Source organism: Streptomyces sp. NPDC051907 (assembly GCF_040681075.1).
Taxonomy (GTDB): Bacteria; Actinomycetota; Actinomycetes; order Streptomycetales; family Streptomycetaceae; genus Streptomyces.
Genome location: NZ_JBFAYB010000090.1, coordinates 15,404 through 35,556 on the forward strand (window position 1 = coordinate 15,404; position 20,153 = coordinate 35,556).

Annotated in this window: 22 protein-coding genes and 5 tRNA genes; 7 read left to right on the forward strand and 20 right to left on the reverse strand. The window is 70.9% G+C overall.

All coding sequences use genetic code 11. The features are described from left to right. Window positions 1-104: 104 nt before the first annotated feature. Window positions 105-290 (forward strand): 50S ribosomal protein L28, encoded by a 186-nt coding sequence (rpmB, locus tag AB0M39_RS32890; protein WP_003957616.1) that lies wholly within the window; start codon window positions 105-107, stop codon window positions 288-290. 391 nt (window positions 291-681) lie between these two features. On the opposite strand, the gene thiD is transcribed toward rpmB, so the two are convergent. Beyond that, window positions 682-1,512, reverse strand: coding sequence for a bifunctional hydroxymethylpyrimidine kinase/phosphomethylpyrimidine kinase (gene thiD, locus AB0M39_RS32895; protein WP_365370258.1), 831 nt, complete (start codon window positions 1,510-1,512; stop codon window positions 682-684). 10 nt (window positions 1,513-1,522) lie between these two features. Continuing rightward, window positions 1,523-2,494 carry a thiamine-phosphate kinase gene (locus AB0M39_RS32900; protein WP_365370260.1) on the reverse strand — a complete coding sequence of 324 codons (972 nt, stop codon included), beginning with the start codon at window positions 2,492-2,494 and terminating at the stop codon, window positions 1,523-1,525. A 227-nt stretch (window positions 2,495-2,721) separates the two neighbouring features. Between AB0M39_RS32900 and AB0M39_RS32905 the strand changes: the two genes are divergently transcribed. Both AB0M39_RS32905 and AB0M39_RS32910 read left to right on the forward strand, forming a co-directional pair. Next, on the forward strand, window positions 2,722-2,955 hold the full coding sequence (locus AB0M39_RS32905; RefSeq protein ID WP_365370262.1) for an Lrp/AsnC ligand binding domain-containing protein: 234 nt from the start codon (window positions 2,722-2,724) through the stop codon (window positions 2,953-2,955). Between the two features lie 20 nt (window positions 2,956-2,975). Next, window positions 2,976-3,449, forward strand: coding sequence for a DUF3515 domain-containing protein (locus AB0M39_RS32910; RefSeq protein WP_365370263.1), 474 nt, complete (start codon window positions 2,976-2,978; stop codon window positions 3,447-3,449). 55 nt (window positions 3,450-3,504) lie between these two features. On the opposite strand, the gene AB0M39_RS32915 is transcribed toward AB0M39_RS32910, so the two are convergent. From AB0M39_RS32915 to AB0M39_RS32925, 3 genes are read right to left on the reverse strand one after another with little or no spacing between them, the layout of a single operon-like run. Next, on the reverse strand, window positions 3,505-4,662 hold the full coding sequence (locus AB0M39_RS32915) for a D-alanine--D-alanine ligase family protein (RefSeq protein ID WP_365370265.1): 1,158 nt from the start codon (window positions 4,660-4,662) through the stop codon (window positions 3,505-3,507). A 34-nt stretch (window positions 4,663-4,696) separates the two neighbouring features. Beyond that, window positions 4,697-5,707 carry an NAD(P)H-dependent glycerol-3-phosphate dehydrogenase gene (locus AB0M39_RS32920; protein WP_365370267.1) on the reverse strand — a complete coding sequence of 337 codons (1,011 nt, stop codon included), beginning with the start codon at window positions 5,705-5,707 and terminating at the stop codon, window positions 4,697-4,699. Beyond that, the gene (locus AB0M39_RS32925) at window positions 5,704-6,456 is read right to left on the reverse strand and encodes a lysophospholipid acyltransferase family protein (protein WP_365370269.1); all 753 of its coding nucleotides are present in this window, start codon (window positions 6,454-6,456) and stop codon (window positions 5,704-5,706) included. The genes AB0M39_RS32920 and AB0M39_RS32925 overlap by 4 nt, the downstream gene beginning before the upstream one ends. 148 nt (window positions 6,457-6,604) lie before the next feature. Between AB0M39_RS32925 and cofC the strand changes: the two genes are divergently transcribed. Both cofC and AB0M39_RS32935 read left to right on the forward strand, forming a co-directional pair. Next, window positions 6,605-7,288 (forward strand): 2-phospho-L-lactate guanylyltransferase, encoded by a 684-nt coding sequence (cofC, locus tag AB0M39_RS32930; protein ID WP_365370271.1) that lies wholly within the window; start codon window positions 6,605-6,607, stop codon window positions 7,286-7,288. A 35-nt stretch (window positions 7,289-7,323) separates the two neighbouring features. Beyond that, complete coding sequence (locus AB0M39_RS32935; RefSeq protein ID WP_307660878.1) at window positions 7,324-7,527, forward strand: hypothetical protein; 204 nt, start codon at window positions 7,324-7,326, stop codon at window positions 7,525-7,527. A 144-nt stretch (window positions 7,528-7,671) separates the two neighbouring features. Here the strand turns inward: AB0M39_RS32935 and AB0M39_RS32940 are convergent, their stop codons facing one another. The 4 genes from AB0M39_RS32940 to leuC form a co-directional block, all read right to left on the reverse strand. After that, entirely contained in the window at window positions 7,672-8,319 is a 648-nt protein-coding gene (locus tag AB0M39_RS32940) for an HU family DNA-binding protein (protein WP_365370273.1), read from the reverse strand. Between the two features lie 152 nt (window positions 8,320-8,471). Further along, window positions 8,472-8,699 carry a hypothetical protein gene (locus tag AB0M39_RS32945; protein ID WP_365370275.1) on the reverse strand — a complete coding sequence of 76 codons (228 nt, stop codon included), beginning with the start codon at window positions 8,697-8,699 and terminating at the stop codon, window positions 8,472-8,474. A 104-nt stretch (window positions 8,700-8,803) separates the two neighbouring features. Then, complete coding sequence (gene leuD / locus AB0M39_RS32950; protein ID WP_365370277.1) at window positions 8,804-9,397, reverse strand: 3-isopropylmalate dehydratase small subunit; 594 nt, start codon at window positions 9,395-9,397, stop codon at window positions 8,804-8,806. Window positions 9,398-9,403: 6 nt separating this feature from the next. After that, window positions 9,404-10,837, reverse strand: coding sequence for a 3-isopropylmalate dehydratase large subunit (gene leuC / locus AB0M39_RS32955; RefSeq protein ID WP_365370279.1), 1,434 nt, complete (start codon window positions 10,835-10,837; stop codon window positions 9,404-9,406). A gap of 181 nt (window positions 10,838-11,018) precedes the next feature. On the opposite strand from leuC, the gene ndgR reads away from it, so the two are divergent. Next, the gene (ndgR, locus tag AB0M39_RS32960; RefSeq protein ID WP_010984119.1) at window positions 11,019-11,735 is read left to right on the forward strand and encodes an IclR family transcriptional regulator NdgR; all 717 of its coding nucleotides are present in this window, start codon (window positions 11,019-11,021) and stop codon (window positions 11,733-11,735) included. A gap of 100 nt (window positions 11,736-11,835) precedes the next feature. Here ndgR and AB0M39_RS32965 read toward each other — a convergent pair whose 3' ends face one another. The 11 genes from AB0M39_RS32965 to AB0M39_RS33015 form a co-directional block, all read right to left on the reverse strand. Further along, window positions 11,836-12,810 carry an MEDS domain-containing protein gene (locus tag AB0M39_RS32965; protein ID WP_365370281.1) on the reverse strand — a complete coding sequence of 325 codons (975 nt, stop codon included), beginning with the start codon at window positions 12,808-12,810 and terminating at the stop codon, window positions 11,836-11,838. Continuing rightward, entirely contained in the window at window positions 12,800-13,153 is a 354-nt protein-coding gene (locus AB0M39_RS32970) for an STAS domain-containing protein (RefSeq protein WP_365370283.1), read from the reverse strand. Before AB0M39_RS32970 ends, AB0M39_RS32965 begins: the two co-directional genes overlap by 11 nt. A 90-nt stretch (window positions 13,154-13,243) precedes the next feature. Then, window positions 13,244-13,316 (reverse strand) — tRNA-Glu (locus tag AB0M39_RS32975). 21 nt (window positions 13,317-13,337) lie between these two features. Then, window positions 13,338-13,409, reverse strand: a tRNA-Gln gene (locus AB0M39_RS32980). A 14-nt stretch (window positions 13,410-13,423) separates the two neighbouring features. After that, window positions 13,424-13,496 (reverse strand) — tRNA-Glu (locus tag AB0M39_RS32985). 61 nt (window positions 13,497-13,557) lie between these two features. Continuing rightward, window positions 13,558-13,630 (reverse strand) — tRNA-Glu (locus AB0M39_RS32990). A gap of 21 nt (window positions 13,631-13,651) precedes the next feature. Beyond that, window positions 13,652-13,723 (reverse strand) — tRNA-Gln (locus AB0M39_RS32995). Between the two features lie 89 nt (window positions 13,724-13,812). Further along, entirely contained in the window at window positions 13,813-14,532 is a 720-nt protein-coding gene (locus tag AB0M39_RS33000; RefSeq protein WP_365370285.1) for an HAD family hydrolase, read from the reverse strand. Window positions 14,533-14,586: 54 nt separating this feature from the next. Then, window positions 14,587-16,110, reverse strand: coding sequence for a glutamate--tRNA ligase (gene gltX, locus AB0M39_RS33005; RefSeq protein WP_365370287.1), 1,524 nt, complete (start codon window positions 16,108-16,110; stop codon window positions 14,587-14,589). Then, the gene (locus tag AB0M39_RS33010; RefSeq protein ID WP_365370289.1) at window positions 16,103-16,891 is read right to left on the reverse strand and encodes a fumarylacetoacetate hydrolase family protein; all 789 of its coding nucleotides are present in this window, start codon (window positions 16,889-16,891) and stop codon (window positions 16,103-16,105) included. The genes gltX and AB0M39_RS33010 overlap by 8 nt, the downstream gene beginning before the upstream one ends. A gap of 100 nt (window positions 16,892-16,991) precedes the next feature. After that, complete coding sequence (locus tag AB0M39_RS33015; protein WP_365370291.1) at window positions 16,992-17,165, reverse strand: hypothetical protein; 174 nt, start codon at window positions 17,163-17,165, stop codon at window positions 16,992-16,994. A 581-nt stretch (window positions 17,166-17,746) separates the two neighbouring features. Here AB0M39_RS33015 and AB0M39_RS33020 point away from each other — a divergent pair. Then, window positions 17,747-20,153, forward strand: a 2,407-nt coding sequence (locus tag AB0M39_RS33020) for a nitrate- and nitrite sensing domain-containing protein (RefSeq protein ID WP_365370293.1), incomplete at its 3' end; no start/stop codon positions are given.

Genomic DNA, 20,153 nt, shown 5'->3' on the forward strand with positions numbered 1-20,153 from the left:
CCCGATGAGAGTCGGGCCATTCCCCCGGCAAAGCCACCATCAGATCACTGATTCCGGCGCGCCGGATTTCACTGTAAGTGCATCTGAAGTCTTTGGAGTGACCCGTGGCTGCCAACTGCGACGTCTGCGGCAAGGGGCCGGGCTTCGGCAACAACATTTCGCACTCGCACCGCCGTACGTCCCGTCGCTGGAACCCGAACATCCAGCGCGTGCGTGCCGTGGTCGGTCGGACGCCGAAGCGGCTCAACGTCTGCACCTCGTGCATCAAGGCCGGCAAGGTCTCGCGCTAATCAGAGGCTCTCCCGCGTAAGCGGGGGTGACTCCGCCGACGTTACGTCGTAGCGCAGCCCCTGCGGTTGCCTTGAAAGCCGGTCCACCTCGGTGGGCCGGCTTTTCGCTGTCCGCGGGCGGCCGCCGGACGGGCCGGGGCGGAGCCCCGCGGGGGCGGGCGACCGTTCCTGCGGGACCTCCCGCGCAAGGTCCGTCCTCAAACGCCGGACGGGCTGGAGTGGCGGGCCTCCCCCAGGCGCGGGTCCGTCCTCAAGCGCCGGACGGGCTGGAATTGCTCGCCCCCGTGCCTCGGAACTGGCTGGGATGGCCGGGCAAATTCAGCCTCGTGGGGGTCCCCCCGGACGAAGTCTGGGGGAGTTTGAGGCGCGGGGCCGGGGCCGCCCGCCTCGGCTATCGGAGGCGCCACCCGTGGTCCACCGGCCCGATCCCCGCGCCCAGCGCGAAGCCGGCCCGGATCGCGCCCGTGACGTACTCCTTCGCCGCCCGTACCGCCTCGGGCACCGCGAGACCCCGCGCCAGCCCCGAGGCGATCGCCGACGCCAGCGTGCAGCCGGTGCCGTGGGTGTGCCGGTTGTCGTGCCGGGGCGCGCGCAGCCAGTGCACTTCCACGCCGTCCGTCAGCAGGTCCACGGCCTCGGGCCCGCCCGCTCGCCGGCCGTCCGCCGGAAGGTGGCCGCCCTTGATCAGCGCCCAGCGCGGCCCGAACGCGAGCACCGCGTCGGCGGCCCGGCGCATTCCGCTCTCGTCCTCGACCACGATGCCCGTGAGCTGGGCGACCTCGTCGAGGTTGGGGGTGGCGACGGTGGCGACCGGCAGCAGCTTGGTGCGCACCGAGTCGAGCGCGGACGCCGCCAGCAGCGGGTCGCCGTGCTTGGAGACCCCCACCGGGTCCACGACCGCGGGCGCGTCCGTGCCGGCCAGCAGCTCGGCCACGGCCTCCACCAGCGCCGCGGACGCCAGCATGCCCGTCTTCACGGCCTGTACGCCGATGTCGTCGACGACGCTGCGGTACTGGGCCCGGACCGCCTCCACGGGCAGCTCCCACGCGCCCTGCACGCCGAGCGAGTTCTGCGCCGTGACGGCGGTGAGCACGCTCATGCCGTGCACGCCGTGCGCCAGCATCGTCTTCAGATCGGCCTGAACGCCGGCGCCGCCGCCGGAGTCGGATCCGGCGACGGCGAGCACGCGTGGAGGCAGCGGAGGCAGTGGAGGTGTCTGCATGCCCCCGAACCTACTTGCCGTCCTCGATGTCCCCGAAGTGGTCCCAGCCGCTCTTGCGGGTCCATGGGGCGCCGTCCACGGTCACCTGCGGCAGCGCGGACGGGTTGAGCACCTCGCCGATCACCTTCCAGCGGGCCGGCAGCTTCGCGTCCGGCGGGAAGGACGCCACGATCGCGTGGTCCTCTCCCCCGGTCAGGACCCACTGGAGCGGGTCGACGCCGACGGCCTGCCCGATGTCGTTCATCTGGCTGGGGATGTCGATCAGCCCGGAGCGCAGGTCGATGCGGACCTTGCTCGCCTCCGCGATATGGCCGAGGTCGGCGACGAGCCCGTCGCTGACGTCGGTCATGGCGGTCGCGCCGAGCCCGGCGGCCGCGGGGCCCGCGTGGTACGGCGGCTCGGGGCGCCGGTGCGCCTCGACGAAGGCGCGCGGCGAGCGGAAGCCGCGCGAGAGCACGGCGTGCCCGGCGGCGGACCAGCCCAACCAGCCGGTGTACGCGATGACATCGCCGGGCTGCGCTCCGGCCCGGGTCACCGGCTCGTGGTTGCGCAGATCGCCGAGCGCGGTGATCGCGAGCGTGATGACGTCTCCGCGGACGACGTCGCCGCCGACCACCGCGGCACCCGCGACCTGGCATTCGTCGCGGATGCCGTCCATCAGCTCGGTGGCCCAGGTGACCGGGAGTTCGGCCGGGACGACCAGGCCGAGCAGCAGCGCGGTCGGGACCGCGCCCATCGCCGCGATGTCGGCCAAGTTCTGCGCGGCGGCCTTGCGGCCGACGTCGTACGCCGTCGACCAGTCGCGGCGGAAGTGCCGCCCCTCCAGCAGGAGGTCCGTGCTCGCCACGACCCTGCGGTCGGGTGCGGCCACGACCGCGGCGTCGTCGCCCGGCCCCAGCCGTACCGCGGGGGTGGAGGTGAGCCGGGACGTGAGCTCCCTGATGAGCCCGAACTCCCCCAACTCGCCCACAGTGCCCTTCACCGAGTCTCACCTCTCCGTCGTCCTGCCGGATGGTCCGGCAGAGCTGATTGCCTGCGGTCGCGAGCCGTCCGCGGCGTAGGTACCGTCAAGAGATACGTCAACTTCTGTTTTCCGTACGCCACGCTGCGGGCGCCGCCCGGCGCGGAGGTCTCCCCGCGGCCCAGGGCTACGCGATACCGTGGCGTCTCTTCCCCCCACATGATCCTCGTGGCCGCCCTGGAGGTTCCGTGGTACAGGCGTACATCCTCATTCAGACCGAGGTGGGCAAGGCGTCGATCGTCGCCGAGACCATCGGCAAGATTCCGGGAGTGATCCAGGCCGAGGACGTGACCGGTCCCTATGACGTGATCGTGCGCGCCCAGGCCGACACGGTCGACGACCTCGGCCGCATGGTGGTCGCCAAGGTCCAGCAAGTGGACGGCATCACCCGCACCCTGACCTGCCCGGTCGTGCACCTCTAGCCCCCGTCTACGCTTGGCCGGTGACGTATCCCAGCCGTCGGCCCCTCTGCCTGTCCGCCGCCGCCTTCGTCGTACTGGCCGCCGCGGGCTGCTCCTCCACGGACGCAGCCGCGTCGATCACGGTTCCCAGCCCGCCGGCCGAGCAGAGCGCCTTGTGCAGCGCGCTGCACAAGGAGCTGCCGGAGTCGGTCGCCGGGCAGGACCGCGAGGATCCCGGACCGGAGTCCGAACTGACCGCCGGCTGGGGCGATGGGGCGATCGTACTGCGCTGCGGGGTGCCCCGGCCCGAGAGGATGAGCGATCCTCAGGCGCAGGGGCTGGAGGTCGACGGGGTCGACTGGCTGGTGGAGGAGCGGGACGCGGGGCCCCGCTTCACCACGACGTACCGCAAGGCCTATGTCGAGGTGACCCTCTCCACGAAGTACGCCCACGACGCCGGCCCGCTCACCGACCTGGCCGAGTCCGTCGCGAAGACGATCCCGTCCAGCCTCTGATCAGCGGGCCGTGCCCCGGGGGCGGCCGAATCCGGGCGGAGCCAGAGCCCCAGGCTCAGCGCAGTCCGGTGGTGCGCCGCAGCGCGGCCTGGATCAGCCGGTCCACCAGCTCCGGGTAGCCGACGCCGCTCTCCTGCCACATCCGCGGGTACATGGAGATCGGCGTGAAGCCCGGCATGGTGTTGATCTCGTTGATCACGAACTCGCCGTCCTCGGTGAGGAAGAAGTCCGCGCGGACCAGGCCCTCGCAGGACGCGGCGTCGAACGCCTCGACCGCGAGCCGGCGGACCTCGGCGGTCTGCTCGTCGGTCAGCGGCGCGGGCACCAGGCCGGCCGCCGAGTCGATGTACTTGGCCTCGAAGTCGTAGAAGTCGTGCGAGCTGACCGGCGGGATCTCGGCCGGCGCGCTCGCGCGCGGGCCGTCCTCGAACTCCAGCACGCCGCACTCGATCTCCCGGCCGCGCAGCAGCGACTCGACGAGGATCTTGGGGTCGTGCCGCTGGGCCTCCTCGATCGCCGCGTCGAGGCCGGAGAGCTCCTCGACCTTGGTGATGCCGATGGAGGAGCCGGCGCGGGCCGGCTTCACGAACAGCGGCCAGCCGTGGTCGCCGGCGAAGTCGATGATCTTCTTGCGGGCGGCGGAGGCGTCCTGCTCCCACTCCCGGGGGCGGATCACCAGGTACGGGCCGACGGGCAGCCCGAAGGAGGTGAAGACGCGCTTCATGTACTCCTTGTCCTGGCCGACGGCCGAGGCGAGCACCCCGGAGCCGACGTAGGGGACGCCGGCGAGCTCGAGCAGGCCCTGGAGGGTGCCGTCCTCGCCGTACGGGCCGTGCAGCATCGGAAACACCACGTCGACCTCGCCCAGCGCCTTGGGCACGGCGCCAGGCTCGCTGTAGACGACCTCGCGGTTGGCCGGGTCGACGGAGAGCACGACGCCGCCCTCGGCGGACTCGGCGAGCTCCTCGACGCTGGGCGTGCGGCGGTCGGCGATGGCCATCCGCTCGGGCTCGTCGGCGGTCAGCGCCCACCGGCCGTCCGTCGTGATGCCGATGGGCAGGACGTCGTACTTCGTACGGTCGATGGCGCGCAGCACGGCGCCGGCGGTGACCACGGAGATCCCGTGTTCGGAGCTGCGACCGCCGAAGACGACGGCTACGCGCGGCTTGCGGAGCTGCTGCTCAGGGCTCTGGGGGAGGTTCTCGCTGCTCATATCGGGTTGAGACTACCCGCTGGTTCGAATCACGTCAGCGGCGCTCGGCCTTGGCGCTGCGCGACATCAGCTCCTTCAGGGCGACCACCGGCGGTTTGCCCTCGTGGACGATGCCGACGACCGTTTCCGTGATCGGCATGTCGACGCCGTGGCGGCGAGCCAGATCCAGCACCGACTCGCAGGACTTGACTCCCTCGGCGGTCTGCCTGGTGACCGCGATGGTCTCCTGGAGCGTCATGCCCCTGCCGAGGTTGGTGCCGAAGGTGTGGTTGCGCGACAGCGGCGAGGAGCAGGTGGCGACCAGGTCGCCCAGGCCCGCGAGGCCCGAGAACGTCAGCGGGTCCGCGCCCATGGCGAGGCCTAGGCGGGTGGTCTCGGCGAGGCCGCGGGTGATCAGCGAGCCCTTGGCGTTGTCGCCCAGGCCCATGCCGTCGGCGATGCCGACGGCGAGGCCGATCACGTTCTTCACCGCGCCGCCCAGTTCGCAGCCCACCACGTCGGTGTTGGTGTACGGGCGGAAATAGGGCGTGTGGCAGGCGGACTGAAGCCGCTGGGCCACCTCTTCGTCGCGGCAGGCGACCACGGCGGCGGCCGGCCGGCGCTGGGCGATCTCCTTGGCCAGGTTGGGCCCGGTGACCACGGCGACGCGCTCGGCGGGAACCTCGGCCACCTCCTCGATGACCTCGCTCATCCGCTTCGCGGTGCCGAGTTCGACGCCCTTCATCAGCGAGACGAGGACCGTCTCGGCCGGCAGCTTGGGCGCCCAGTCGGCGAGGTTGCCGCGCAGGGTCTGGGAGGGGACGGCGAGCACGGTGAAGTCCGCGCCGCGCAGAGCCTGAGACGGGTCGGTGGTGGCCCGCAGCGTCGCGGGCAGCTCGATTCCCGGCAGATAGTCGGGGTTGGTGCGGGTGGTGTTGACGGCGTCGACGAGTTCGGCGCGGCGGCCCCACAGGGTCACCTCGCAGCCCGCGTCGGCGAGCACCATGCCGAAGGCCGTGCCCCAAGAGCCGGTTCCGAAGACGGCCGCCTTGACGGGGTGCGTCACTTGATTTCCTCCCCGGCGGCCTTGCGCCGCTGTTCTGCACGGGCCCTGCGGTGGTCGTACGGCTCGAGCGGCGCCTGTTCGCCGCGCACCTCCTCCAGCAGCGCGGTGATCGCGGCCATGATGGCCTCGGTCGCCTCGCGCAGCACCTCGGGGGTCGGCTCGAGTCCGTGGAAGCGGGACAGATCAACGGGCGGGCCCGCCTGCACGATCAGCGTCTTGCGGGGGAACAGCCGCAGCTTGTCCTCCCGCGCGTACGGCGGCATCGCCAGGTTCGCGCCCCACTGGGCGACCGGGACGACCGGGGCCTTCGTCATCAGCGCGACGCGCGCGGCGCCGGTCTTGCCCGCCATGGGCCACATGTCGGGGTCGCGGGTGAGGGTGCCCTCCGGGTAGAAGGCCACGCACTCGCCCCGCTGGATGGCGTCGACGGCGGCGCGGAAGGCGTCCAGCGCGTTGGTCGTCTCCCGGTACACGGGGATCTGCTGGGTGCCGCGGAGCATCATCCCCACGAACGAGCCCTTGAACAGCCCGTCCTTCGCGAGGAATCGCGGCACACGTCCCGAGTTGTACTGGAAGTGGGCGTAGGAGAGCGGGTCGAGATACGAGTTGTGGTTGACCGCGGTGATGAATCCGCCATCCGCCGGAATGTGTTCCATTCCCCGCCAGTCCCGCTTGAACAGAAGCAGCAGCGGCGGTTTAGCGATGACCGCCGCCAGGCGGTACCAGAAGCCGATTTTTCGGCGGGACACTCGGACACCTTCCTCTATGACCGGGCTACTGCCTGGCTGCTGGGGGTCAAGTGTTCCCCCAGGCCCCTGGTCTGTCGAGAACACGGTACGCCCCGCCCCCGGGCCCAGACCGCCGGACCGGCGCGGGCTCGGGCGACAATGGGGCCCGATGCGCATGGACGGAGAGCTCGCCACGAACACCGACCCGACGCCGGCCTGGTCCCTGGTCGTCCCGCTGAAGCCCCTCGTACTGGCCAAGAGCAGGCTGGCGGCCGCCGCGGGCGACGCGCTGCGCCCCGCTCTCGCGCTCGCCTTCGCCCTGGACACGGTGGCCGCGGCGCTGGCCTGCCCGTCGGTGCGCGATGTGGCGGTCGTCACGGACGATCCGGCGGCCGGCGTGGAGCTCGCCGCGCTGGGGGCGCGGATCGTGCCGGACGCTCCGGCGGCGGGGCTCAACGCGGCTCTCGCGCACGGCGCCCGGGCGGTGCGCGGGCGGCGTCCGGCCGCTCCGGTGGCCGCGCTCAACGCCGACCTGCCGGCCTTGCGTCCCGCGGAATTGGCGCGGGTACTGGCCCGGGCCTCGGCATTTCCCCGGGCATTTCTGGCGGATGCGACGGGAATCGGCACGACATTGCTCTCGGCCGCGCCGGGGGCGGAATTGCGCCCTGCTTTCGGCGGCCCCTCCCGCCGACGCCATTCGGCTTCGGGGGCCGTGGAAATACTGCTCGCCGGCGTCGATTCGGTGCGGCAGGACGTGGACACGGCGGACGATCTGAAGGCGGCGCTGGCGCTGGGCGTGGGCCCGCGCACAGCGGAGCGCTGGGCGCCCGGCGCCCATGCCCTGGACGGCTAGGGGCGCATCCGCACATGGCGGCTAGGCTGCTCGGCATGCAGGCGACCTCGTACACGTACGACTCCGAGACCCGCAGCGGAAGCGTGCTGCTCGACGACGGCACCCCGGTGGAGTTCGACGCGGCGGCCTTCGACGCGGGCGGGCTGCGGCTGCTCCGGCCCGGTCAGCGGGTCCGCATCGAGACCGAGGGCGAGGGCGCGTCGCTGCGGATCACGCTGGTGACGCTCCAGACCCTGTAACCGGGCGCTGACGAGCGCCGAACTGCACCGACCAGCGCCGACGGGCGCCGACCAGCGCCGGACCTGGGCCTGAACGCGCCGCGGGCCGGGCTCCCCGAGGGGAGTCCGGCCCGACGCGTGAGTGGCCCTTGCCGCTTTCGCCGCTTACTTCTTCCGAGCGACGGTCTTCTTGGCGGTGGTCTTGCGCGCCGTCGTCTTCTTGGCGGGGGCGGTCTTCTTGGCCGTGGCCTTCTTGGCGGGGGCGGTCTTCTTGGCCGTGGCCTTCTTGGCCGCGGTCTTCGTCGTGGCGGCCTTCTTGGCCGTCGTCTTCTTGGCCGTGGTGGTCTTCTTCGCCGCGGTCTTCTTGGTCGCGGCCTTCTTGGCGACCGTCTTCTTCGCGACCGTCTTCTTCGCGGTGGCCTTCTTGGCGGTGGCCTTCTTCGCCGCGGCCTTGGCGGTCGTACGGGTGGGCGCCCCACCCGAAAGGCTGCCCTTGGGGGCCTTCTTGACGGCGACCTCGCCACCCCTGGGGAGCTTCTTCGAGCCGCTCACCAGGTCCTTGAAGCCCTGACCCGCACGGAAGCGGGGCACGGACGTCTTCTTGACCCGTACGCGCTCACCCGTCTGCGGGTTGCGGGCGTAGCGGGCCGGGCGGTCGACCTTCTCGAACGAGCCGAAGCCAGTGACCGAGACCCGGTCTCCGCCGACGACCGCGCGGACGATCGCGTCAAGTACCGCGTCGACGGCGTCAGCGGCCTGCTGGCGGCCCCCGACCTTGTCGGCAATCGCTTCTACGAGCTGCGCCTTGTTCACGTCTTCCCCTTCGGAGACATTGGCCGGAACGAATGCGTCCTGGCTTTTTCGCACGTTAGGCAGATATATACCGCAAATCAAACACGAAACGGGCTAATCACCCTAGTGCCGCAACGAAGTCGGCTTGCGTCGACGTTCGCGGAGTCCGGGTGTCAGTCGCCTTCAGGGAATCGGCCCTCGTCGAGGTCCTTCATCAAGCGGTCCAGACGCCTTGCCGCATCCGGGAGATCGTGCTTCGCGGCTGCCGTGACGACCAGCAGCTTCCGGGACAGCGCCATCCTTACGCCCTCCGGGACTTGCAGTGCGCGCACTCTTGCGTGCGCTTCCTTCAGCTGGGCGGCGACTGCCTCGTAGAGCTCGAGTTGGCTGTCGCGTTCCATGCACCGATTGTGCCATCTGGGGCGAGTTGTCGCCCGACGGGGTCTCAACAAGCGACTGCGCCCCCCACCGCTCGGTGGGGGGCGCAGTTGGGTAAAAGCGCTGCTCAGGCCTGAATTGTGCGAGGTTTGTGGGCTGGCCTGGACGCCTCGTAAGCCGCGATGTCGGCTTCGTTCTGAAGGGTGAGGCTGATGTCGTCCAGCCCGTTCAGGAGCCTCCAGCGGGCGTTCTCGTCAAGGTCGAAGTCAGCCGTGATTCCTTCGGCCAGAACCTGTCGCTTCTCCAAGTCCACGGTGACGTCGGCCGTGGGGTCGGCCTCGGTCAGCTCCCAGAGGGCGTCGACGACCTTCTGGTCGAGAACCACGGTCAGCAGACCGTTCTTGAGCGAGTTGCCGCGGAAGATGTCGGCGAAGCGGGACGAGACGACGGCCTTGAAGCCGTAGTTCTGCAGGGCCCAGACGGCGTGCTCGCGCGAGGAGCCGGTGCCGAAGTCGGGCCCGGCGACCAGCACCGAGGCGCCCTGGCGCTCCGGGCGGTTGAGCACGAACTCGGGGTCCTTGCGCCAGGCCTCGAAGAGCCCGTCCTCGAAGCCGTCGCGGGTGACCTTCTTCAGCCAGTGGGCCGGGATGATCTGGTCGGTGTCGACGTTGCTGCGGCGCAGCGGGACGGCCCGGCCGGTGTGTGTGGTGAAGGCTTCCATGGTTGCTCAGACTCCGGAGGGGGCGGGGACGGCCGGGGCGTCGGACAGGTCGGCGGGCGAGGCCAGATGGCCCAGTACGGCGGTGGCCGCGGCGACCTGGGGCGAGACCAGATGGGTGCGTCCGCCCTTGCCCTGCCGCCCCTCGAAGTTGCGGTTGGAGGTGGAGGCGGAACGCTCGCCAGGGGCCAGTTGGTCGGGGTTCATGCCCAGACACATCGAGCAGCCCGCATGCCGCCATTCGGCGCCGGCGGCGGTGAAGACCTTGTCCAGACCCTCCTCGACGGCCTGCAGCGCGACCCGCACGGAGCCCGGGACGACCAGCATCCGTACGCCGTCGGCGACTTTGCGGCCGTCCAGGATCGAGGCGGCCGACCGCAGGTCCTCGATACGGCCGTTGGTGCACGAGCCTACGAAGACGGTGTCGACATCGATCGCGCGCAGCGGCTGTCCGGCGGTCAACCCCATGTACTCCAGGGCCTTTTCGGCGGCGTGCCGCTCCGAAGCGTCCTCGTACGAAGCCGGGTCGGGGACGTTCGCCGACAAGGGCGCGCCCTGGCCGGGGTTGGTGCCCCAGGTGACGAACGGGGACAGCTCGGCGGCGTCGATGAAGACCTCGGCGTCGAAGACGGCGTCGTCGTCGGTGCGCAGCGTCTTCCAGTACGCGACGGCGGCGTCCCAGTCCTCGCCGACGGGGGCGTGGTCGCGGCCCTGCAGATAGTCGAAGGTGGTCTGGTCGGGGGCGATCATCCCCGCCCGGGCGCCGGCCTCGATCGACATGTTGCAGATGGTCATCCGGGCTTCCATCGAGAGCTTCTCGATGGCGGAGCCGCGGTACTCCAGGATGTAGCCCTGGCCGCCGCCGGTACCGATCCGGGCGATGATCGCCAGGATGAGGTCCTTGGCGGTGACGGCGTCGGGCAGCTCGCCCTCGACCGTGATCGCCATGGTCTTGGGGCGGGCCAGCGGCAGCGTCTGGGTGGCCAGCACATGCTCGACCTGGGAGGTTCCGATGCCGAAGGCCAGCGCGCCGAAGGCGCCGTGCGTGGAGGTGTGCGAGTCGCCGCAGACCACGGTGGTGCCCGGCTGGGTCAGGCCCAGCTGGGGGCCGACGACGTGGACGACGCCCTGCTCGACGTCGCCCAGCGGGTGCAGGCGTACGCCGAAGTCCGCGCAGTTCTTGCGCAGCGTCTCCAACTGGGCTCGGGAGACCGGGTCCGCGATCGGCTTGTCGATGTCCAGGGTGGGGGTGTTGTGGTCCTCGGTGGCGATGGTCAGGTCGAGGCGCCGCACCTGGCGGCCGCCCAGACGGAGCCCGTCGAAGGCCTGGGGGCTGGTCACCTCGTGCAGCAGGTGCAGATCGATGAAGAGGAGGTCGGGCTCGCCCTCGGCGCGCCGGACGACATGGTCGTCCCAGACCTTCTCCGCGAGTGTCCTACCCATCGCTTTCCCTCCGGCCGGCTTCATGAGCCGGCGCTCCTAGAGATCTGTGTGCCTACGCCCGTGCCCCCCGCCGCAGGCGTCTGCTGCGAACCCCTTGGTTTCGCGGGCCGCAACTACAGCGTGACAAGTTCCCAGGAAAATTGAACTTGCGTTTCACAGTGTGAGACGTGAGTATCGTTGCATGGACAACTCTAGCGGCGTCGGCGTTCTCGACAAGGCAGCTCTGGTATTGAGCGCACTGGAGTCCGGTCCGGCCACCCTCGCCGGGCTGGTCGCGGCGACCGGGCTCGCACGACCCACGGCACACCGGCTCGCCGTGGCACTGGAACACCACCGGATGGTGGCGAGGGACATGCAGGGCCGGTTCATCCTGGGCCCGCGGCTGGCCGAGCTCGCCGCGGCCGCAGGCGAGGACCGCCTGCTGGCCACGGCCGGGCCGGTGCTCACGCATCTGCGCGATGTGACCGGCGAGAGCGCGCAGCTCTACCGCCGGCAGGGAGACATGCGGATCTGCGTGGCGGCCGCGGAGCGGCTGTCCGGACTCCGGGACACCGTGCCGGTCGGCTCCACGCTGACCATGAAGGCCGGCTCGTCCGCGCAGATCCTGATGGCCTGGGAGGAGCCGGAGCGCCTGCACCGGGGCCTCCAGGGCGCCCGTTTCACCGCGACCGCGCTCTCGGGCGTACGGCGCCGGGGCTGGGCCCAGTCGATCGGCGAGCGCGAGCCGGGCGTGGCCTCGGTCTCCGCGCCGGTGCGCGGCCCGTCCAACCGCGTGGTCGCCGCCGTCTCGGTCTCCGGACCGATCGAGCGCCTGACCCGCCACCCGGGCCGGATGCACGCCCAGGCCGTCATCGACGCGGCGGGCCGCCTGAGCGAGGCGCTGCGCCGCACCGGCTGACCCTCATCGACCACGTCCGGCCGGCCGCTTCAACGCCGCAGCGGCCGGCCGGACGTGCTCTCGGGCGCCGCACGCCCCCAGCGCTCCCGGGGCCCGCCCCTCAGGGCCACAGCAGCGTGCGCGGCCCCGAGCAGCGCAGCCGCAGCCTCAGGCGGCCGCCGGCCTCGGCGCGGAGCTCCACCGACTCGCACAGGCTGCGCACCAGCCAGAGCCCGTCGTCCGGCCCTGCCGCCGGCCCCGGAGGCACGTACCCCGCGAAGGGCCCGGGCGCCGCCGCGCCGCCCTCCGTGGCCAGCAGGTCCCACAGCAGCGCCCCCGGCTCCTCCCAGACCCGGATCTCCGCGTCGGCCGCGCCGAGCGACAGAAGCCAGGTCAGCGCCTCGTTGGCGGCGGTCTCGGCCGACGCGGCCTCCTGACCGGCCAGGCCCGCCGTCTCGGCCCGCACCCGCGCGAAGCGCCGGAGCGCGGCCAGCCCCGTCGGCGGCGCCAGCAGCGCGGCCCCGGCGGGCGGCGGCGGCAGCGGGCGCTCGGCGGCCGCGGCGTAGGCGGCGGGCTCGGTGTACGTCCCGCAGGGCAGCACGAGATCGCCCACCACATGGCCGGGGTGGGTGGCCCAGGCCGCCTCGACCACGTCCGCGGGCACGGTCCGGGTGTCGTACGGACAGATCATCCGGGCGTCCATGCGCGCGAGCAGCACGTTGAGGCCGGACTCCATCCGCTTCCACTCGGCCCGCTGCCGGGCGCACTTCCCCGCCCACACCGGCTCGGCGATCATCCGCACGGTCCCTCCGGCGGGGCGGGCGCGCTCGGCGTATCTCAGGAAGGCGGAGACCCGGTCCACCGGGCGGCGGCCGAAGTAGGAGGTGTCCGCCGTGTCGAGTGCGTGCGCCGTCTCCCCGAGCGCGTCCTTGAGGAGCTGGATGTTGGCGGGAGTGGTCGCGGCCAGGACGGGCTCGCCACGGGCGAGTCCCTCCTGCGCGAAGGGCACGGCCATCGCCAGGAATTCGTCGTCGTCCTCGTACAGACACGCCTGGTGGACGAAGCCGACGGGGCCGCGGGCGCGGTCAGTTGACACGCTCGCCCCCCAGCTTGAGGCCGGGGGTGGCGTCCCAGCCGACCAGCGCGATGACGTTGCGCAGATGCGGGGCGAGGCCGGCGAGCTCCACATGGCTGCCCGCAACTCGGGTGCGGGCGAAGGCGATCAGCATGCGCAGTCCGCCGAGGTCGAGGAACTCCAGCCGGGACAGGTCGAGTTGGACGTCGCCCTCGTCGTCCGCGATCACGTCCAGCGCGGTGCGCAGATGGCGGTGGGTGTGGACGTCCACCACGCCTTCGATCCTGAGCCCGGGCGGGCGGCGGACGCGGCTGATGCGTAACTCCGCGGTTCGTACGAGGGGTTCCGCGCCGGCAGCGTCCATGGGCGGAGTATCCCGCCGCAACAGCCGTAGGAGGAAGGCGGCGAACGCGAAAGAGGCCCTCCGCATGAAGCGAAGGGCCTCTTTCGTTTGTACCCCCGACCGGATTCGAACCGGCGCTACCGCCTTGAGAGGGCGGCGTGCTAGGCCGCTACACAACGGGGGCCTTGCGGATGAGCTCCGCGAGCTGGGCTACCAGGACTCGAACCTAGAATGACGGTACCAGAAACCGTAGTGTTGCCAATTACACCATAGCCCATTGGTCTAGACCAGTACCCCCGACCGGATTCGAACCGGCGCTACCGCCTTGAGAGGGCGGCGTGCTAGGCCGCTACACAACGGGGGCCCTAGCGATCCTGCATCGTGATCAATGGGTGCGACCCAATCGATCACGCGGGAAGGATCTGTACCCCCGACCGGATTCGAACCGGCGCTACTGCCTTGAGAGGGCAGCGTGCTAGGCCGCTACACAACGGGGGCTTTGCAGATGAGCTCTGCGAGCTGGCCTACCAGGACTCGAACCTAGACTAACTGAACCAGAATCAGTCGTGCTGCCAATTACACCATAGGCCACCAAAACTCAACCCCCTGAGGGGGGCCTTGTTCGGGTTTACGCTTCCCGGCCGGACCTTTCGGCCCTCTCGGGCGGCGCAGGAAGAACATTACCTGAAGGTGTCCGGCGCTCCAAAACGGGTATCGCCGCGCAGCAGGCCGGGGAGCTGGTCCAGCCCGGTGATGCGGACCAGGTCGGGGCGGCCGCCGAGCTCGCCGCGGTCCAGCCAGATGCCGGCCAGTCCGGCGGCGACGGCGCCCGCCGCGTCGATGTCCGGCTGGTCGCCGACGTACGCCACCTCCTCGGGAGGCAGCCCCAGCTCCGCGCAGGCGGCGTGGAAGGCCTCCGCCGCGGGCTTGGCGACGCCCAGCTCGGCGGCGCACAGAACCGTCTCGAACCGGTCGCGGACGCCGAGGATCCGCAGCTTGCGGTCCTGGTTGGGCAGGTAGGAGTTGGACAGGACGGCCTGGCGGTAGCCGCCGGCGAGCAGGTCCAGGGTGGGGACGGCGTCCGGGAAGAGCGACCAGGCGGACTCGTAGTGAACGATGTACCGGTCGAACCAGGCGTCGGACTCGGCGTCGGAGAGCTCGAGACCGGTGAAGGCGCGCACCCGGTCGCGGCGCTGGCCCGGCCAGTCGGTCTCGCCCGCGGAGAATCGGGCCCACTGCTCGGCGGTGATCTCCCGCCAACGCGCGAGGGCCTGGTCGACGGAGTCGTGTCCGTCCACCAGGCCCTCGGCCTCGAGGTGCAGCTGCATGCCGGCGCGGTCGGCGGTGGCGTAGTCGAAGATCGTGTCGTCGATGTCCCACAGGACCGCGCGGATGGCCATGATCCAAGCCTAGGGCGTCGACTCCGCCGGCGCCCCGGGTTCGGCAGCCAGGGGTCAGGCCGTCAGCTTCGCCAGCGCCGCGTCGATGCGGGCGAGCGTCTTGTCCTTGCCCAGGATCTCCAGCGACTCGAAGAGCGGCAGGCCCACCGTGCGGCCGGTGACCGCGACGCGGACCGGGGCCTGCGCCTTGCCCAGCTTGAGGCCGTGCTCCTCGCCCGCCGCCAGGACCGCGTCCTTCAGGGACTCGGGGCTGGACCAGTCGGCCGCCTCCAGCTTGGCGCGGGCCGTGCGCAGCAGCGCGGCCGACTTCTCGGGGCCCTCCTTCATCGCCTTGGCCCAGGACGCCTCGTCCTCGACCGGCTCGCCGCGGAAGAGGAAGTCCACGTTGGCGGTGATGTCGGACAGGACCGTCAGCCGGGTCTGGGCGTGCGGGGCGATGGCCTCCCAGGCCGCCTGGTCGAACTCCTCGGGCGCCCAGTTGGCGTGCGGGGCGCGCAGCCAGGGGTCGCACGCCACGGTGAACGTCTTCACGTCGAGCCGGCGGATGTGGTCCGCGTTGATCGCCTCGGCCTTCTTCAGGTCGAAGCGGGCCGGGTTCGCGTTGACGTCGGCGACGTCGAACTTCTCGACGAGCTCCTCCACCGAGAAGACGTCCTGGTCCGCGGAGAAGGACCAGCCGAGGAGGGAGAGGTAGTTCAGCAGGCCCTCGCGGAGGAATCCCCGCTCCCGGTACAGGTTGAGGGACGCCTGCGGGTCGCGCTTGGAGAGCTTCTTGTTGCCCTCGCCCATGACGTACGGGAGGTGGCCGAAGGCCGGGATCTCCTTGGCGACGCCCAGCTCGATCAGCGCCTTGTAGAGCGCGATCTGGCGGGGGGTGGAGGAGAGCAGGTCCTCGCCGCGCAGGACGTGGGTGATCTCCATCAGGGCGTCGTCGACCGGGTTGACCAGGGTGTACAGCGGGGCGCCGTTGGCGCGCACGATGCCGTAGTCCGGGACGTTGTCCGGGGTGAAGGTCAGCTCGCCGCGGACCAGGTCGGTGAAGACGATCGGCTCGTCGGGCATCTTGAAGCGGACGATCGACTCGCGGCCGTCTGCCTCGAACGCCGCCTTCTGCTCGGCGGTCAGGTCGCGGCACGTGCCGTCGTAGCCCGAGGGCCTGCCGGCCGCGCGGGCGGCGTCGCGGCGGGCCTCGAGCTCCAGCGCGGTGCAGTAGCAGCGGTAGGCGTGCCCGCCGGCCAGCAGCTTCTCGGCGACGTCCTTATAGATGTCCATCCGCTGCGACTGCCGGTAGGGCGCGTGCGGGCCGCCGACCTCGGGGCCCTCGTCCCAGTCCAGGCCCAGCCAGCGCATCGAGTCGAGCAGCTGGTCGTAGGACTCCTCGGAGTCGCGGGCCGCGTCGGTGTCCTCGATGCGGAAGACCATGGCGCCGCCGTGGTGCCGGGCGAAGGCCCAGTTGAACAGGGCGGTGCGGACCAGGCCCACATGGGGGTTGCCGGTCGGCGAGGGACAGAAACGTACGCGTGGGGGCACCCCCTGTCCGAGCGGAGCGGAGAACTTGGAGGAGTTGGGGTTAGCCACGCTTGATCACCTTGTTGGTGAGAGTGCCGATGCCTTGGATGGTGACGGCGACCTCGTCGCCGACGTTGAGGGGGCCGACCCCGGCGGGGGTGCCCGTGAGGATCACGTCGCCCGGGAGCAGCGTCATGGCCTCGGAGATGTTGACGATCAGGTCCTCGATGGAGTGGATCATCTGGCTGGTGCTGCCGAGCTGGCGCTGCTCGCCGTTGACCGTGCACTGGATCGCCAGGTCGCTGGGGTCGAGGTCGGTCTCCACCCAGGGGCCGAGCGGGCAGGCGCTGTCGAAGCCCTTGGCCCTGGCCCACTGCTTCTCGCGCTTCTGCACGTCGCGCGCGGTGACGTCGTTGGCGCAGGTGTAGCCGAGGATCACGTCCTTCACGCGCTCGCGCGGGACCTCCCGGCACATACGCCCGATGACCACGGCGAGCTCCGCCTCGTGGTGCACCTCCTGGGAGAAGGAGGGGTAGGCGATCGGGTCGCCGTGGCCGACCACCGAGGTGGAGGGCTTGAAGAAGGCGAACGGCTCGTCCGGCGCCTCGTTGCCCAGCTCCGCCGCGTGCTCCGCGTAGTTGCGGCCGAAGGCCACGACCTTGTTGGGGAGCACGGGCGGCAGCAGGCGGACCTTGCTCAGCGGGACCTTGACGCCGGAGAGCTCGAACTCGGCGAACGGGATGCCCTTGATGATGTCGAGGACGAGCGACGCTTCGTTGCCGGGGACGGCGTCGCCCTCGACCGCGCCGAACGCGACATTGCCGTCGATGGAGAACCTGGCGATGCGCACGGGATGCGGGTGCCCCTCTTCTACTGCTTGTACTGCTGGCTGGAGTCTGACGCTCCAGGCTAACGCGGGAGGGGGCCCCGGACCGCGCGGTGCGGGCGCGCTACTGGACGGGGCTGTCCATGAGGACCGTGCGGCGGGGGTTGGCCGTCTGGGCGGGGAGATCGAGCGAGTGTTCCGGCTGCTCCGGCGTCTGCAGCTCGTCGGCGTCCTTGAGATGCGCCAGCGTCGTGCGCCGGGGGTTGGCTATGTTGCGGAACATCGTCGTCGTCTTCATCTGTTTGTTCAGACCTTGTCCGGGTGCGGGCGCCCTGCCGGACGCCGGTTGACGGATTTCCCATCCCTGTAAAGCGCCAGGCTAAACATCCGTTTCCCTCAGAAAGCGCGGAAGACTCAACGATCTACGTGTGAGTTTGCTCACGACGTGCCTAACAATTCCGGCAATACGGACTGCGGATCACTGTTACTGAAACGGACATTGCGTCACTGAAGGTCTTATTCCGCTCCTGATCATGTCGACTGGGACACCCCCCACCCCTCATCGACTCGTAGGCAAAAGTCCGTTTCCTCCGCTAACTGTTTCTACGTCTTGTGACCTAACGCTCACACCGTGTCACCCAGGTCACAGCCCGGTACGCGGCCCTTGTTGGAGATCCTGCACTGTGCTGGAATTCCACGCACCGCCGCGGGTTTCGGACCGGCGCGCAGAGGGCGCAACGCAGCGCCGGGCAGCGGCGGAGAAGGGGGAGAAGCGCCGGTCACTCACGACCACCATGGGGCCAGATTCGATGCCCCACGACGCCGACACCGTCTCGCCGTGCAAGCGGAGGGACGCCTGGTCCAGAGGTTGCGACGCTAGTGCAGGGACGTTTCAAGAGGGATGGCAGCGCTGCGGCGGAACAGGAGCCGCGCGGCGGGACCGACCGCGGCTCCTCGCCCCAGCACGCCCAGCACACCCACAAGTCAGAACCGGCAGCGCCCGGCGACAGCGGCGACCGTGCCGCACGCCCCGGCGCCGCCCCGTCGGGCGACGGGCCCAAGGGCTCGTCGAAGCCGAAGGGGACGAAGGGCAAGGGACCCACGGACACCGGGTCGCGAATAGCCCTGCGCAACTGGCGCATCAGCACGCGTCTGGTCTCCCTGCTCACCCTCCCCGTGGTCGCGGCGACCACGCTGGGCGGGCTGCGCATCAACGAGTCCATGGACGACATGAAGCAGCTGGACCACATGCAGCTGCTGACCAAGATGACCAAGGAAGCGACCGAGCTGGCGCAGGCGCTCCAGTCGGAGCGCGACCTGTCGGCGGGTCCGCTGGCCAACGGCACCAGCGCCACGGACTTCAAGGTCGCGGGCCCCCGCTCGGCGACCGACCGGGCGCGGAAGTCCTTCCTCGAGGCCACCCGCGACATCTCCAACACGGACGACGACGACGCGCTCGAGGCCATCCGCGCCAACGCGAACCAGATCGCCGTCCAGGTCAACGGGCTCAACAGGATCCGGGACGCGGCGTACGACAAGGACGTCCCGAACTCCATGACCGTGGAGAGCTACAGCCGGCTCATCGAGTCGCTGCTGAGCCTCTCCCAGGACATGGCCCAGGCGACCAGCAACCCCGAGATGATCAAGCGGACGCGCGCCCTGGCGGCCTTCTCCTCCGCCAAGGAGTACGCGTCCATCCAGCGCGCCGTCATCGCCGCGGCCCTGCCCGGCGGCGACGACGACAAGGTCCCCGGCCTCACGGAGAACGACCGTCTCTACGGCAAGGCCGCCATGGAGAACGGCGACACCGAGCTCAAGGCCTTCAAGTCGGTCTACGAGTCCTCCGGCGGCAACGCCGACGAGCTGACCGCCACGCTGGACAACGGCAACCCCACCATTACGGCGTCCGAGCTGTACGCCAAGCGCGTCCTGGACAACAAGGGCGGCCTGGACAAGCTCAAGCCGGTGCGCTCGCACCTGGACTGGACCGACGACTACTCGGTCCGCATCAACGCCATGAAGACCATCGAGGCCACGCTGCTGGGCGAGATGGAGAGCAAGGCCCGTGAGCTGCGCGAGCAGTCCCAGCGCGAGGCGATCATCAGCGCCGCGCTGATCCTCCTGGTCCTCGGCGTCTCCCTCGTCGGCGCGTTCGTCGTGGCCCGGTCCATGATCCGCTCGCTGCGCAGGCTCCAGGACACGGCCACCAAGGTCGCCCAGGACCGACTGCCCGAGCTGGTCAAGCAGCTGTCCGAGTCCGACCCGCAGGACGTCGACACCTCCGTCGAGTCCGTCGGCGTGCACTCCCGGGACGAGATCGGCCAGGTGGCCGCGGCCTTCGACGACGTGCACCGCGAGGCCGTACGACTCGCCGCCGAGCAGGCCCTCCTGCGAGGCAACGTCAACGCGATGTTCACCAACCTCTCGCGCCGCTCCCAGGGTCTTATCCAGCGTCAGCTCTCGCTCATCTCCGAGCTGGAGTCCCGCGAGGCCGACCCGGACCAGCTGTCCTCCCTCTTCAAGCTGGACCACCTCGCGACCCGTATGCGCCGGAACGGCGAGAACCTCCTCGTCCTCGCCGGCGAGGAGCCGGGCCGCCGCTGGACCCGTCCGGTCCCGCTGGTCGACGTCCTGCGCGCCGCAGCCTCCGAGGTGGAGCAGTACGAGCGCATCGAGCTGGCCTCCGTGCCGACGACCGAGGTCGCCGGCCGCGTGGTCAACGACCTCGTGCACCTGCTGGCCGAGCTGCTGGAGAACGCCACGTCGTTCTCCTCGCCGCAGACCAAGGTCCGCGTCACCGGTCACGCGCTGCCCGACGGGCGTGTGCTCGTCGAGATCCACGACACCGGCATCGGCCTCTCCCCCGAGGACCTCGCCGCGATCAACGAGCGGCTCGCGTCGCCGCCCACCGTGGACGTCTCGGTCTCGCGCCGCATGGGTCTGTTCGTGGTCGGCCGGCTGTCCCTGCGACACGGCATCCGCATCCAGCTGCGCCCCTCCGACTCCGGCGGCACGACCGCGCTGGTCATGCTGCCCGTCGACGTCGCGGGCGGCGCCAAGAAGGTCCCGTCCAAGCCCGGCGCGGGCGGCCAGGGCGGCGTTCCGCAGGGTCCCGGCGCTCCCGCCGGTCTCGGCGGCCGCGGCGCCGGCTCCGCTCCCGGCGGCCGTCCCGGTCTCGGCGGCGGTCCCGGCTCCGCTCCCAGCGGCGCTCCCTCCGGCGGCCGGCTCGGCGCGGGCGCTGCCCGCGGCCAGGTCGGCACGGGCTCGGCCGCACGGCCGGCGCTGC